The following is a 12,716-nucleotide window of genomic DNA, read 5'->3' as shown; positions in this document are numbered from 1 at the left end:
ACGCGGCCAAACGCAATGCGCCGGCGTCCTATCTCCCGAAGACGGAGATTAGAGATGCGCCGGCGGGCCCGCAAGCGGGCAGGGGGATCTGTCGCCGTGCGCCGCCGTCAGTCGACGACAGGCGCCGGGGGCTCCGCGGGCTTCACCGCTTCCGGGCTGACCTTCTCGATGGTGTGGCGCAACTCGCGACCGAGGATGACCTTGGCATCCTTGGCCCAGGCATCGAGGCGCTGGTCGAAGACGAGCTTGCTGTTCTGGTCAAGCTTGACCAGCTCCAGTTCGCGCAGCTTCTGGATGAAGCTGCGGAACAGGGTCTTGTCGAAGAACTCCGGCGCAGCCGGCGCGTACAGCAGCGACAGCCGCTGCGCGGCGAGCTGGCAGAGGCTTTCGAGTTCGCCGGCGCCCAGGGTGCCGGGGCCGTTCTTGGCCAGCACCGAGATGGCGATGTAGTAGCGCTCGAATGCCTGCTGCAACGGGTGGCCGAGCGCACGCAGGCGGAAGACTTCGTCCGACTGGCCCGCATTGCGCGCGAGGATGCCGCCATCGTCGTCGCTGACCTGCTCGAGCAGGCCTTCGCGCACGAAGACGTCGATCGTGCGGTCGATGCGATCGGCGAAACCGTCGCCATCCCACGGCAGGAACAGCTCGCCCTGCAGGAACGGATACATCGAGCGGCCGATCCTGCGCAGGTGGTTGCGGCCCATGCGCCGGTTGTGCAGGAAGCAGCACGCGATCCATGCCGGCTCGGTGAACAGGTGCAGCACGTTGTTGCGGAAATAGCTCAGCAGCACCGCCGTGTCGCCGTCGACCTTGAACACGTCGCCGAGCGGATGGCGGATGCGTGCGAGCACGCCGATCTCCTCGCCATGCGCGACGATCTGCTCGGGCGTGTGCGGGGTGACCGTGACGAGGTCGGAGTACGGCACTTCGCCCAGCAGCGTCTTCGACAGCGTGATCTGCGCGAGCAGGTCGGCCTCGCCCATCGCGTGCTTGGGCGTGGACAGCACGGCCAGTGCCAGCAGGTTGATCGGATTGACGTCGGCGGCGCGGTTGATGTTGACCTGGATCCGGTGCGCGGTCGCATCGACGGTGTCCGACAGCCAGTCCGGGCGATCCTCGTCGCCGAGCGGGCGGCCATCCCATTCGCTGGCGTGTTCGGCCAGCAGATCCTTCAGCGGGATCGGCTCGCCGAAATTCACCACGACCTGGCCGTAGTTCTGTCGCAGCACCTTGGGGATGCCCCACAGCAGGGCCCAGATCGATTCCTTTTCCTTCGGCTTGCCCGACAGTTCGTCGAGGTAGCTGCCGCCTTCCATCAGTTTCTCGTAGCCGATGTAGACAGGCTGGAACAAAACGGGGCGCGTGGGCTGGCGCAGGAACGCGCGCAGCGTCATCGCGATCATGCCGCCCTTGGGCTGCAGCAGCCGACCGGTGCGCGAGCGTCCGCCTTCGATGAAGTACTCGATCGCGTAGCCGCCGGCGACCAGTTGCGCGACGTACTCCGTGAACACCGTCGAATACAGCGCATTGCCGCGGAAGCTGCGGCGCATGAAGAACGCGCCGCCACGACGCAGGATCGGCCCGATCACCGGCAGGTTGAGGTTGATGCCGGCAGCGATGTGCGGCGGCACCACGCCCTTGGTGTACAGCAGGTACGATAGCAGGAGGTAGTCCATGTGGCTGCGGTGGCAAGGCACATAGATGATTTCGTTGCCGGGCGCGACGCTCTTGAGGTTGTCGAGGTGGTGCACCAGCACGCCGCGGAAGATCCGGTTCCAGACCGTGGTCAGCAGGAACGAGGCCGAGCGCACCACCGGATGCGAATAGTCGGCGGCGATCTCGTAGGCGTAGCCGTGCGCCTGCTTCCAGGCTTCGATGCGGCCCTTCTCGGGATTGGCGTTCTTCTCGCGCCGGGCCTGCGCCTCGATGGCGTCCTTGACGGCGGTCGAGGCCAACACCTTGTCGATCAGCAGGCGCCGGGTCGACAGGTCGGGGCCGATGACGGCCTCGCGGATGCGGTTGAAATGCGTGCGCAGCAGGCGCGACAGCTTGCGCACCGTGCGCTCGGGCGGCAGGTCTTCGGCCAGCAGGTCGCGCACGCTGACCGGTGCGGAGAACTGCACCAGGGTGTCGCGGCCGTTGAGCAGGATCGACAGCAGGCGGCTGAACCGGCCGACGATGGTCCAGTTTTCCGAGAACAGCACCGAGAACCAGCCACTGGCCTTGTCCGGGGAACGACCGACGAAGATCGAGACCGGGACCAGTTGTACGTCCAGCGCCGGGTCGAGACGATGGGCGTCGATCAGCCGCGCCAGCGATTCGGAATGGGTCTTCTTGACCGGCGGCTGCCCGGTCGCCAGTGCCAGCGCGCTGCCGGCATTGCGTCGGGACAGGGCGACATAGGCGCGCTTGCGGCCGAGCGGGTCGCCGGGCAATGGACGCAGTGGGGACGGCAGGCCGGCCTCGCGGGTGGCGCGTTCCAGGATCAGCGCGTTCGACAGGCCGTAGTCCTCGAGCACGTAGCAGACCGCACGCGCGTCGACGAGCTCCTGCGGCAGCTGCGGTTCGATCTTCAGTGCGATCCACGGCTCCATGAACCAGCCGAGCAGGCCGGCCCACCATGGGCGCCGGCTGCGTGCGGCGGTGACGTGCGCCGGTACCGGGCTGACGGCGGTGGCCAGGACGGGCGGGGTGTCGTCTTCGCGTGGTCCGGGGTCGGCGGCATCCGGTGCTGCAGGGTTGGCCGCAACACTGCCCGTCGAGGCCGTCACATCCGCTGCGGTCCCGGCCTCGGGTCCAGCCACGGCCGCGGCCTGGTCGTCCAGCGGCGCGTCGTCGTGGTCCTGCTGGCCCTCGGTGGGTTCCGGCACGGCGTGGGCGACCGGCGCTTGCGCGTCATCCGGGGTGGACGGGGGGACCGGCGCGTCGACCTGGGTGGCGTCGAACAGCGAGGACTGGTTGGGCGGGGTCGGCTGGTTTGGCATCCCGGACATTATGCCCAAGCCGGGAGTCCGGACAGTGTCGGCACGCCAGTCCGGGGTGGACGCAGGCGGTGACGCGGCGGACTCAGGCTGTCGGCGCGGGCTGTGCCGGGCTTGTGGCAGGCACGGCCGCAGGCGCGCGGGGTGTCGTCGCGGGAGCTGGCCTGGTCGTCGGAGGGCTGGAGGCGGGCGCGGGCGAAGCCACCGGCGGCCGCGGTCCGGAGGCGGCAGGGTCCGCGGGCGCGGCGTCGAACGGGATGTCGGGCGTTGCGGGGGCGGGCGGTGTCGCGCCTTGGGCGGCCGCGACTGCGGCGCGGGCGTTGTCGACGAAGTCGGCGACATACCAGCGACCGTCGTAGCGCTGCACCGGGACGATGGTGTCGATGGGGCTGCCGGCCACGCTGTAGCGCATCCGCACTTTGGCGAGGTCGCCGGTCTGCGACAGCATCTGCACTTGCATGTCGGCCAGTGAGGCATCCAGGTCCAGGCCGTACAGGGCGATCGCCTGTTTGGTGGCGGCGACCATGCCGCCCATACGGCGCAGGCTCTCGTCCATGCCGGCCTCGGCGAAGGCGGCGTCGCTGTCCAGCCGGACCTGGCGGGCGGCCGGGATCAGCAGGGCAAGTGCCGCCTGCGCGCGTTTGCGGTCGGTCAGGGGGGCGCCTGCGGCCCAGCGGCTCAGGGTCGTCAGCAATTGGCCGAAATGTTGTCGCTCACTGTCGCTGTAGCCACTGCGCTGCTGCACGAACTGTACGGCGAAAATGCCCAGCGACTGTACGGTCTTGCGCAGGTCGCCCGAGGCGCCACGGAACTGTCGGTCGAAGGTGCGCATCAGTTCGACCTCGGCCTGTTCGGCGCTGAGCGCGGCCAGTGCACGCGGATGCTGCGGCGACAGCGGCAGTTCTTCCAATGGCCAGCGGGTCTGGCCGCGCTGCCAGGCTTGTTCGAGTTCGACATGCAATGCGGGGGGCACGGCATCGCGTGCGAATGCCTGCAGGTCGTTGTTGTGGAGGTGCGCAGTGAGTTCGCGGACGGCGTCCGCGGGGCGGCTGGCGCCGGTCTGGGTATCGCGGGCATCGCCCGGTGCGGCCGGCGGGCCCTGGCAGGCCGTCAGCAACAGCAGGCAAGCGAGCCACGACCGCAGGACATTGCCTGGCCGCATCGGTCACTCCTGAACAGGTAGTGGTGCATCTTCGCCGGGCTTGGCAGGCGCAGGCAACGGGACTGTTCCGATGCGGGGACGTGGGTCACGGGTCGGGAGGGCTGTGGGGGCGCGTGGTTGGAGCATCGGCTTCCAAAGCCGCGTCCTCTCTGGAAACTCCGGCCCAGGCGACGCGATGTTGCAGATCCAGCGCAGGTGATCCGGCTTTGGCACTTTTTTCTCCTAAACGAAGTAAAGCAGACACGCTTTTGGCTTCGGAAGCCGCGGCGCCCCGTCCAGGGCTTGCTACTCGGCTCGGTCAGCCCGTGCCGCTGTGCGGCCCGGTCCGGCCCGGCGCAGCACGCCGGGCGTTCGCATGGGCTGCGCGGCAGTGCCGCGCAAGCAGCCCCTGCTCACCCATGGCTGACTCGCCGCCGCGGGCCATCCATGGCCCGCTCTCCGCAATCCCCGGCCGAGGCGACGCACTGGTGTTGGATGGACCGATGTCTTCGATGGTGGGAATGCGTCGATAACCTGCCAACGCCGCAATCCTGACGCTTGCGGCAGTGGCGGGTCGGGCGGAGGTTGCGCCCGAGTCAGGGCAGGATGCCCTGACCGAGGGAAGAGCAGCCGCAGCCCGGCACGCCGCTGCAAGTCCGGGCTCAGCGGCTTTTGAGCTCTGTTCTTCTCGGAGTTGTAGGCAGGGGCTTGCTTGTATCAGCGCTCCTGCAAGCCTCGGATTCCCATCGTTGATTCCCACAAGCCGGCAAAAAGCCAAAAAAAACGGGAGGCCAATGAGGCTTCCCGTGAATCCGGCAGAGCCGGAGGACTGTGTTGTGGCCGGCGCAGACTACCGGACCCCAAAAGCTAATGCAACACATGATGTTGAGCCATGTAACCCATTGATATTTTTGATTGGACTTGGCGAGCCATGCTGCCCAAGCGCCTGGGAGCGGGCCGCCGCCTTCGCAACGGCCCTCCGGCCATGGATGACAGGCCCTAACGCGCCGTGTTGAGGGCCTCGCGCTTGTGGCCGCGACGGACCTCGCGTGGATCGCCCCAATTGTTGTTGAACGTGGCCGGCTCCCACGAACCGTAGGTCGGGTTGGCCAGCATCCACCAGCGCTCGCCGAACCAGTCGCCATAGGTCTCCATCAGGCCATCGCGGGCCTCGGCCGTATTGGCGATCACCTCGACAAAATCGCCCAACTGGTCTCCAAATTGCATCAACACCCGGTATTTCTGTCCCGCGAGACGGCGGCGGCAGACCTTCTCGGATCCATTCTGCTCGCAGCCCTCGACATGCGTCCCCAGGCCCAGGAACACACTATCGCCCTTCACCGGCAGGCCTTCGGCACGCAGGTTGGCCAGCGTGGCCTCCTGCAGGTGCTGGGCCCGGTTGGACAGGTACAGAATCGTCACGCCCTTGGCATCGGCAACCTTCGCGAAGTCCAGCACGCCGGGCACCGGCTTGGCTTTCCTCTCCGCCACCCACGCAGCCCAGGTCACCTCGTCGTACTCCTCGCCGCCGGCGATCAGGCGCGCCTGGTACGGCGAGTTGTCGAGCACTGTTTCGTCGATGTCCATGATCACCGCCGGCGGCAGCGCGTCGAGCTTGCCCGACAACGCCCGCTCTTCCGGAACCAGCGCATCCCAGTGGGGCTCGGCCAGCGCGGCGTCGAGATGATCGGCGGCTGCGCGATACAGCGAGATCGTATTGGCCTGGTACTCGGTCGAACGCTGGACCCACAGCACCGCATTGAGGTTGTCGTCGGGTGTCGACGGCGCCGGTGTGTTCTTCGCAGCCGCGGCATCGGCGGCCGCGGGCGTGCTGGTCGGCGTTGCCGGTGCGGCCTCGGGGACGGGAGCCGTCGGCTTGCAGCCGACGACGGCGGCGCCGGAGAGCACCAGCAGCAGGGGGAGCAACGTCCGTGAAGTGTGCATCGCGGGTTCCGTTTTGAAGAATGGTTTGAGTAGCGCAAGCCGCGGAGTGTAACGGAGTGTGCTGACAGGCCGATGGCAGCGCTCGGGTATCCTTGCGATCGCTGTCTTCGATGTCCATGGCCATGTCCGATCCTTCTTCACCCCTGCCGCTGAGTGTTGCGGAAGCCCGCGTGCTGGGCTGCCTGATCGAGAAACAGGCGACCACGCCCGACGTCTATCCGCTGACCGTCAGTGCCGCGGTGTTGGCCGCCAACCAGAAGACCGCGCGCGATCCGCTGCTGTCGCTGCAGCAGGGCGACGTGCACCACGCGCTGCGCCAGCTCGAACTCAAGCGACTGGCGCGACAGGTGTTCTCGTCGCGCGCAGAACGCTACGAACACCTGGCCGAACGCGCGTTCGCGCTGACCGGTCCGCAGGTTGCGCTGCTGGCCGTGCTGCTGCTGCGCGGCCTGCAGACCGTGCATGAACTGCTGTCGCGCAGCGAACGCCTGCATGCGTTCGCCGATGCCGACGATGTTCGCCATCATCTCGATCGCCTGATCGGACGTGAAACCCCGCTGGTGGTGCTAGTGCCGCGTGGCCCTGGGCAGCGTGAGGACCGTTATGCGCACCTGCTGTCAGGCGATGTCGATGTCGCGGCGGTGTCGCGGGCGTCAGCGTCCGTTTCGGCGGTGGGCGGAAACGCCGGGAGCAGCGGCACGTCGTCAGGGCATGCCAGCGCACTGGAAGCGCGCGTCGATGCCCTGGAAGAAGAACTGGCGCAGCTGCGTGCGCAGGTCGAGCGCTGGATAGCCGGCGCCGCAGCGCAGGGCGATGGCGGCAATGACGCGGGCGCTCCCCCGGCAACGACCGACGAGGCCTGACGCCGTCGTTGCAGCAAAGGCCGGCAGGTGCCGGCCCTTCCTCAGGTTTCGCCCAGCAGCGCCTTGATCGAAGCGAAGCCGACCTGTGCGCGTTCCTGCTTGCGTGCCGCATCGGCAACCGGATCGGCACCGTCGCGCTGGATCTCGGCGGCCGGCAGTTCCTCGAAGAACCGGCTCGGCGCCTGCTTCAGCTTCTCGCCCCACTTCTGCGCCTCGCGCGCATACGACAGCCACAGCTGTTCCTTCGCGCGGGTGATGCCGACGTAGAGCAGGCGCCGCTCCTCATCGATGCGGCCCTCGTCGACGCTGGCCTCGTGCGGCAGCGTGTAGTCGTCCATGCCGATGATGAACACGTAGCGGAATTCCAGCCCCTTGGCCGCGTGCAGGCTCATCATCCGCACCTGGTTGCCGGCATCGTTCTTGTCGGCATGGCTGAGCAGCGCCAGTTGCGCGGCCAGCTCGCCGGGCGCGGCGCCGCGCGCGCCTTCGAACCAGTCGGCGAGCTCATCGAGGTTGCCGCGCCGGATCGCGAACAGCGAGTCGGTTTTGCACTCGGCGCGCAATGCCGCGAGCAGGCCGGAGCGCTCGTTGAGGTTGCGGACCAGCTCGGCAGGCGGCAGCCGCGCGGCATCGCTGCGCAGGCCGCGCAGGATGTCGGCGAAGCCGCTGAGCGCGTTCGCCGCGCGCGGCGGCAATTGCTTCAGCAGGCCGATGGATTCGGCGGCACGCGACAGCGGCAGGTGTGCGTGCTGCGCCAGTTCGGCCAGCTTGGCCAGTGTGGTCGCGCCGACGCCGCGGCTGGGCGACTGGACCGCGCGCAGGAATGCGGAGTCGTCTTCCGGGTTGGCAATCAGGCGCAGCCATGACAGCGCATCCTTGACCTCGCCGCGGTCCAGGAAGGCGGTGCCGCCACTGAGGTGGTAGGGCACGCGCAGCAGCTGCAGCGCTTTCTCCAGCGCGCGCGACTGGAAATTGCTGCGGAACAGGATGCAGAACTCGTTCCACTCCACCTTGCGCGCGGTCTGGATGAAGTGGATCTCGCCGGCCACGCGCTCGGCCTCGTGCGCGGCATCGCGGCATTCCCATATACGGATGCGCTCGCCGTCGGCCTGCGCGCTCCACAAGGTCTTGGGATGTTCGTGCGGATTGTTGGCGATCAGCGTATTGGCCGCGCGCAGCACGCGGTTGCTGCAGCGGTAGTTCTGCTCCAGCTTGACGATGACCAGGTTGGGGTAGTCGCGCGACAGCTGCAGCAGGTTCTCCGGATTGGCGCCGCGCCAGGCGTAGATGCTCTGGTCGTCGTCGCCGACGCAGGTGAAGTTGCCCTTGTCGCCGGCCAGCGCCTTCAGCAGGCGGTACTGCGCGTCGTTGGTATCCTGGCATTCGTCGATCAGCATGTAGCCGATGCGCTCGCGCCAGCCCATCGCGCATTCCTCGTCGGTTTCCAGCAACTGCACCGGCAGCCGGATCAGGTCGTCGAAGTCGACCGCATTGAACGCCGACAGCCGTGCCTGGTACTTCGCGTACAGCGCGGCCACCTCGAACTCGCGCGCGCTGACCGCGCGCTCATGCGCGTCCTGCGGCGACAGTCCGGCGTTCTTGACGTTGGAGACCAAGCCCTGCATCTGCTGCACCACGTCGGGCTTGACGCCGGGCATCAGATCCTTGAGCTGGGAGACGGTATCGTCGCTGTCGAAGATCGAGAAGCCACGCCGCAGGCCGACCTTGGCATGTTCGATCTGCAGGATCTTCAGGCCCAGCGCATGGAAGGTGCAGACCGTCAGCCCTTCTGCGGCGTCGCCACGCAGCCGCTTGGAGACGCGCTCGCGCATTTCCTTGGCGGACTTGTTGGTGAACGTGATCGCCGCGATGCGCTTGGCCGGATAGCGTCCGGTAGCGATCAGGTGCGCGATCTTCTCGACGATCACGCGCGTCTTGCCGCTGCCGGCGCCGGCAAGTACGAGGGTCGGGCCGTCGCAATGGACGACCGCGGCGGATTGTTGGGGGTTCAGGCCGTGCATGGGGAGCTGGGAGCGGATAGGCCATCAGTTTACAGACACCGCCCGATCCCGGCCTGTAGCATCTGTGCAATATCCGCAATGCTGGGCTTTCGACATGACATCGACCTCCCTTCGTCTCCTAATGCTGCTGGTGTTGGCGGTCGCGAGCTCCGCGACCCACGCGCAGACGCGCACGCTGCCGCCCGATCCCACCGAGGATCCGCTGGTGATTCGCGCCGGTTTCCTGAACGCGCATCCGGACCTGCGTTTCCGTCTGCTCGGCCTGGAGCGCATGAAGCAGGGCAAGCACGAGGATGCGTTGAAGTTCTTTATGCGCGCGGGCTTTTACGCCGACAAGCCGTCGCAGGGCATGGTGGCCGAGATGTTGTGGACCGGGCAGGGCCAGCCGCAGGACAAGGCCCTGGCCTATGCTTGGATGGATCTGGCCGCCGAGCGTGGCTATGCCGGATTCCTCGGCCTGCGCGAGCGCTACTGGGCTGGCCTGGATGAAGCCGAGCGCGAGCGAGCGCTGAGCGAGGGCCAGGCGCTGTACGCCCGTTATGGCGATGCCGCCGCCAAGCCGCGCATCGCCACCGTGCTGCGGCGCGAGCGCAAGCGCATGACCGGCAGTCGCACGGGCTTTGTCGGCTATGTGCAGATCCTGGTGCCCAGCCCCAGCGGTATGGAGCAGATCGACGGTTCCAAGTACTACGACCCGCGCTACTGGGATCCCGACCAGTACCAGCAGTGGCATGACGCGACCTGGTCCCAGGCACGCGTCGGTCGCGTCACCGTCGGCGAGATCCAGGCCGCGACGGGACCCGACCTGCCGCCCGTGCAATCGAGGGTGCCGGTGTCTGCGCCGCAAACCGATGCGCAGGAGCCCGAAGTGCCGTCGGAAGACGAGCAGCCAGGCGAGACGCCGCGCGACTGACGTATGCGTGAAAGTGGCTGGCCTGTGGCGTGATCGTTGCAGCCGCCTCATCACGTTGCCGTTCCGCAAGACCTCGCGATCAAAGCCGCTGCGCACGGTGCCGCGGCACCGTGCGCAGCGCGATCGCTGTTCGACCGCCCGCTCAGCGCACCCGTGCCGGATACGCGCGCGGCAAACCGCCGGCTTCCGGTGACGGGGCCGGTGGCAGGTAGCGATCCCGCAGTTCGGTCTGGAACGAACGCATCGATGCCGCGCGACCGCTGAACCACACCTGCTGCGCGGTATGCGCGACATCCAGCGGGTCTCCGCTCCACAGCACCAGGTCGGCCCGCTTGCCGACGGCGATGCTGCCGACCTGGTCGGCCACACCGAAGGTTTCCGCGGGCACGCGGGTCAGGCCGGCGAGGCCTGTTTCCCACGGCAATCCGTTGGCGACGGCGTTGCCGGCGTGCTGGCGGATCTTGCGCGCGCTGTGGGATGCGTAGCCGGACTGGGTAAAGCTCACGCGTACGCCGGCAGCGCTCAGGCGGGCCGCGTTCTCCAGGGTCGCGCCGATCTGGTCGAAATCGGTCGGCAGGTTCGCCAGTGCGTCGACGAACACCGGCACGTCGGCCGCGGCGATCTCCGGTGCGAGCTTCCATGCTTCGGCGCCGCCGGCGATCGCGATCAGGACGCCCTGGCGCTTCGACCAGCGCAGCAATTGCCGGATGTCGGACGCGCGTTCGACGCGGACCACGACGCGGCCGCCGCCATCCAGATAGCGACGCAGCGTCGCGCGTCCGGCCGGCGTCAACAGCGTGGCCTCATCGTTGGCCGCAAGCCGGCCGCGTGCCTCATCGGCCAGTTGATCGAGCAGCATCCATTGCGCCGCGCGCGACGAACCGGTCAACGGTGACGCCGCGCTGCCCAACGCCAGGAACAGCACGCGCGGCGTCAGCGCATCGATGCTGCCATCGAGGCGGACCACGCCGCCCTGGCCGCCGACGATCGAACCGCCCGGCGTGCTGTTGGCGGTCAGCAGCGTGAATCCGATGCCTTCCACGCGCGCCACCGGCACGACCAGCGAATCGGGGTTATAGGCCAGCGTCACGTCGAACTCGGGACGCACCACCATGTCCTTGGGTCCATCGCCGAGTGCCAGCGCTGTATCGCGCGTGGCTTCTTCGATCGACACATCCTCGATGCCGAGTCCGGTGATACCGCCGAACAACGTCGGTGACAGCGGCTTGCCGGCGGCATCGATCGCCTGCACGCCCGCGGGGGCGCCGAGCCCCTTGCCGATCGCGGCGATCCGCCCGCCCTGGACCAGCACATCGGTCGCCTGCAGGGTGCCGCGTTCGGTCGCGGTATGCACGGTGGCATTGCGGATCAGCAGGTCCTGCGCCGGGCTGCCCAGAGCCGCGCACAGCGCGAACAGGCCCGTGACCGTGGCCGCGATGCGACGCGTCGGGTGGCGGCTCATCGCGCACCTCCCGCGGCGACCTGGCCGAGCAGGAAGTCGGCGACCGGTTGTCGCGAAGGATCGTTGCGGTCGTAGAGGTTCGCACCGTCGATCCAGACCTTCTCGGCATGCGCATACACAGTAAAAGGATTGCCGTTCCACAGCACCACGTCCGCCATCTTGCCCGCCTCCAGCGTTCCGGTCCGTTCAAGTACGCCCAGCGCCTTGGCCGGGTTCTGGGTCAGCCAGCGGATCGCATGCTCGGGCGAGATCTCCCCCATGCCGGCACGCCGCGCATTGGCGATGACTTTCGCGGCTTCCTGGTTGAGCCGCTGGATGCCTTCCTCGGAATCGGAATGCACGATGGCGCAGCTGTTGGCGACGCGATCGACGATGGCCACGTTCTCCTGCACGCTGTCCCACGCTTCCATCTTGTAGCCCCACCAGTCGGCCCACAGGGCGCCGCAGATGCCCTCGCGCGCGATCTCGTCGGCGATCTTGTAAGCCTCCACGCCGTGGTGGAACGCGGCGATGCGGAAGCCGAACTCGTCGGCCATGTCCATCATCAGCGCCATCTCGTCGGCGCGATAACAATGGATGTGCACCAGGATGTCGCCATTCATGGCCGCCGCCAGCGTGTCCAGCCTGAGGTCGCGCTTGCCCGGATCCGATCCGCCGCGCTTGTTCGCGTAGTCCTGCGCCTCGATGAAGGCGGCGCGGTAGCCGGCGACATTGCCCATCCGCGTGGCCGGGCCGCCCTTCTGGCCGTAGACACGCTTGGGGTTCTCGCCGCAGGCCATCTTCAGGCCCTGTCGCGCGCCGGGGAATTTCATGGCCTGCATCGTGGTGGCGGCGACGTTCTTCAGTGTCACCGTCCGGCCGCCGATCAGATTGGCCGAGCCCGGCAGCACCTGCAGCGCGGTCACGCCGCCGGCCAGCGCCGTCGCGAAACCCGGATCCTGTGGCGAGATCGAATGCTCGGCCCAGACATGCGCGGTGACCGGTGCGGTCATCTCGTTGCCGTCGCTGTGCGAGCGGACGCCGGGATTGGGGTAGACGCCCAAATGTGAATGCGCGTCGATGAGGCCAGGCGTCACCCATTTGCCCGTGCCATCGACCCGGATCGCATCCGCCGGAGCGGCCAGGCCCGCGCCGACCTGCACGATCTTGCCGTCGCGCAGCAGGACGTCGGCGCCTTCCAGTCGCTGCCCGTTGCCGACCAGTACGGTGGCATTGGTGATCAGGACCGGGGGGGACGCGATCGGGCGATAGGTGCTGGCATAGGCATCGCCGACAAAATCAGCCGAGCCGGACGCGGATCCCGATGGGCGCGCGGTCCCTGGCGCCGTGTGCGCGCAAGCAGCCAACAAACCGACGGCAATTGCGGCGGTCAACGTTCGAAGCATGAGAAT

Annotated in this window: 8 protein-coding genes; 2 read left to right on the top strand and 6 right to left on the bottom strand. The window is 67.8% G+C overall.

What is annotated here, in order from left to right; genetic code table 11:
• Nucleotides 1–107: 107 nt before the first annotated feature.
• From plsB to ACYX7E_RS01110, 3 genes are all read right to left on the bottom strand, one after another.
• Nucleotides 108–2,993: a glycerol-3-phosphate 1-O-acyltransferase PlsB gene (plsB, locus tag ACYX7E_RS01120; RefSeq protein ID WP_462078691.1), complete on the bottom strand. Its 2,886-nt coding sequence runs from the start codon at nucleotides 2,991–2,993 to the stop codon at nucleotides 108–110.
• A 73-nt stretch (nucleotides 2,994–3,066) separates the two neighbouring features.
• On the bottom strand, nucleotides 3,067–4,143 hold the full coding sequence (locus ACYX7E_RS01115; protein ID WP_462078690.1) for a hypothetical protein: 1,077 nt from the start codon (nucleotides 4,141–4,143) through the stop codon (nucleotides 3,067–3,069).
• Between the two features lie 978 nt (nucleotides 4,144–5,121).
• A complete protein-coding gene (locus tag ACYX7E_RS01110; RefSeq protein WP_462078689.1) occupies nucleotides 5,122–6,066 on the bottom strand; it encodes a 5'-nucleotidase, lipoprotein e(P4) family in 945 nt (314 codons plus the stop codon).
• 122 nt (nucleotides 6,067–6,188) lie between these two features.
• Here ACYX7E_RS01110 and ACYX7E_RS01105 point away from each other — a divergent pair, with 122 nt between their 5' ends.
• Complete coding sequence (locus ACYX7E_RS01105; RefSeq protein WP_462078688.1) at nucleotides 6,189–6,929, top strand: YceH family protein; 741 nt, start codon at nucleotides 6,189–6,191, stop codon at nucleotides 6,927–6,929.
• A 41-nt stretch (nucleotides 6,930–6,970) separates the two neighbouring features.
• On the opposite strand, the gene ACYX7E_RS01100 is transcribed toward ACYX7E_RS01105, so the two are convergent.
• Complete coding sequence (locus tag ACYX7E_RS01100) at nucleotides 6,971–8,950, bottom strand: UvrD-helicase domain-containing protein (protein ID WP_462078687.1); 1,980 nt, start codon at nucleotides 8,948–8,950, stop codon at nucleotides 6,971–6,973.
• A gap of 94 nt (nucleotides 8,951–9,044) precedes the next feature.
• Here ACYX7E_RS01100 and ACYX7E_RS01095 point away from each other — a divergent pair, with 94 nt between their 5' ends.
• The gene (locus ACYX7E_RS01095; protein ID WP_462078686.1) at nucleotides 9,045–9,863 is read left to right on the top strand and encodes a hypothetical protein; all 819 of its coding nucleotides are present in this window, start codon (nucleotides 9,045–9,047) and stop codon (nucleotides 9,861–9,863) included.
• A gap of 142 nt (nucleotides 9,864–10,005) precedes the next feature.
• Here ACYX7E_RS01095 and ACYX7E_RS01090 read toward each other — a convergent pair whose 3' ends face one another.
• Together ACYX7E_RS01090 and ACYX7E_RS01085 are read right to left on the bottom strand one after the other, a co-directional pair.
• Nucleotides 10,006–11,325, bottom strand: a complete 1,320-nt coding sequence (locus tag ACYX7E_RS01090; protein WP_462078685.1) for an amidohydrolase family protein — start codon at nucleotides 11,323–11,325, stop codon at nucleotides 10,006–10,008.
• Complete coding sequence (locus ACYX7E_RS01085; protein ID WP_462078684.1) at nucleotides 11,322–12,710, bottom strand: amidohydrolase; 1,389 nt, start codon at nucleotides 12,708–12,710, stop codon at nucleotides 11,322–11,324. Before ACYX7E_RS01085 ends, ACYX7E_RS01090 begins: the two co-directional genes overlap by 4 nt.
• Nucleotides 12,711–12,716 lie beyond the last annotated feature (6 nt).

The organism is Luteimonas sp. RIT-PG2_3 (genome assembly GCF_054902115.1).
This window is presented reverse-complemented; position numbering and strand designations above follow the sequence as displayed.

Bases quoted from the DNA above. Each gene is read 5' to 3' on its own strand.
- ACYX7E_RS01110 (WP_462078689.1), bottom strand. From the start codon at position 6,066: ATGCACACTTCACGGACGTTGCTCCCCCTGCTGCTGGTGCTCTCCGGC.
- ACYX7E_RS01115 (WP_462078690.1), bottom strand. From the start codon at position 4,143: ATGCGGCCAGGCAATGTCCTGCGGTCGTGGCTCGCTTGCCTGCTGTTG.
- ACYX7E_RS01090 (WP_462078685.1), bottom strand. From the start codon at position 11,325: ATGAGCCGCCACCCGACGCGTCGCATCGCGGCCACGGTCACGGGCCTG.
- ACYX7E_RS01085 (WP_462078684.1), bottom strand. From the start codon at position 12,710: ATGCTTCGAACGTTGACCGCCGCAATTGCCGTCGGTTTGTTGGCTGCT.
- plsB (WP_462078691.1), bottom strand. From the start codon at position 2,993: ATGTCCGGGATGCCAAACCAGCCGACCCCGCCCAACCAGTCCTCGCTG.
- ACYX7E_RS01095 (WP_462078686.1), top strand. From the start codon at position 9,045: ATGACATCGACCTCCCTTCGTCTCCTAATGCTGCTGGTGTTGGCGGTC.
- ACYX7E_RS01105 (WP_462078688.1), top strand. From the start codon at position 6,189: ATGTCCGATCCTTCTTCACCCCTGCCGCTGAGTGTTGCGGAAGCCCGC.
- ACYX7E_RS01100 (WP_462078687.1), bottom strand. From the start codon at position 8,950: ATGCACGGCCTGAACCCCCAACAATCCGCCGCGGTCGTCCATTGCGAC.